At 56.7% G+C, this 1,340-nt stretch carries 1 protein-coding gene; it reads right to left on the minus strand.

Annotated elements, in window-relative coordinates; genetic code table 11:
- The coding region (locus tag ABD735_RS20090; RefSeq protein WP_344809881.1) for an IS4 family transposase at positions 1–1,315 on the minus strand (1,315 nt) is incomplete at its 3' end.
- Between the last annotated feature and the right edge of the window lie 25 nt (positions 1,316–1,340).

The raw sequence follows: 1,340 nt of genomic DNA on the forward strand, positions 1-1,340 counted from the left end.
ACTGACTGGCATTTTCTTTTCTAAGATCATAACGCTGCGGTCGCTTTCTAACAGCTCTCGGATAGACACGTTCTCGCCGTCCAGGCAGGACGAAGGCCGGGGCCATGTCGGTTAGCGCTTTGATCACAGCGGGCACTTTGCCCGGCGAAACAGCTGGCAAAAATGTGAGTTCCTTGATGATCATCCCCGCTGCCTGATTAAAACTCATCTGACATGGATGCACGTCTTTCAGGCTGTACGCCATTCGTGCCATCTGGAAGCGCAATAAGTTGTATGCCAGAAGCGTCCCCCACAGCTCTTGCCGGATCATGTCCGGCTTTTTGCTTCTCAGTGTCAGTCGGTTCCCTAGCATGTACTGTTTCATCTCACGATACCCGAGCTCTATCTCCCAGCGGTGAGTATAGAGGTCCACGATTTCCGCTCCCGGATACCGCATGGGATCCACCATCGACGTCAGTACCTGATATGACCTGCCGTTTATTTCGCGGCTGACTAGGCGAGCTGTCAGGTATGCAGGCGCATTTGGCCACTGTTTCCGAGCCTGTGGTGAGACGGGCAGCGACACCAGACAATCACTTTTACCGAAGCGACGGATTATCTCGTAGCGCGCCCCCTTCCGCACGGGAATCAGCCAGTGTCGCGCCTCGCCGTGGGCATGCCAGGCGTGAAGCAGGCCCAAAGAGTAAAAGCCACGATCAAACAACGTGAGCGAGTGATCCGGTGTCTTGTGAAGCAACTCTTCCGCAAGCTTTACTTCGCTGCGTGCGACGCTGTCAAAAGCGGCTGCAGTGAGCAGATGGCTGGTAAGCTCCATCTGGCAGACCATTCGGACTTGTGGATATTGTGATGGGCCTTCCTGGCGTTGCGTGCGTGCAAACGCGGCTGAATTTTCCTTGGAATCCGGTGTGCGCCAGACCACGCCATCGACGCCCAACAGGGTCAGACCGCACCAGTGCGGATGCGGTGTGTGTTGATGCCAGAGCGCCTGCGTCTGCTCAAATACGCGCTGTACGGGCTCGGCACCCAGGCGCTGGCGAGCCTGAACCACAGCGCTCGGTGCCACAAACGGGCGCTTACCCGGGAGCATGATGTCGAGCTGATTCACGATCTGGCTCATCGGCAGGTGCCGGAACAGAGCCATGCCGACGACGCTCCAAACCATCATTTCCAGCGGCAAACGCCGCTTGCGCAGCGTAACGCTTCCGGCCTCGTGGAGACATTGTTCGATGAGCTCTGGGGAGAGAACTTCTGACAGGGAGGCAAACTGTTCGGGGGTAACTCGGGAGACGGCGTCCAATGCCTGACTAAAATGCATAAAAAAATCCGGAATCCATTTGCGG

The organism is Allohahella marinimesophila (assembly GCF_039538005.1).
GTDB lineage: Bacteria > Pseudomonadota > Gammaproteobacteria > Pseudomonadales > Oleiphilaceae > Allohahella > Allohahella marinimesophila.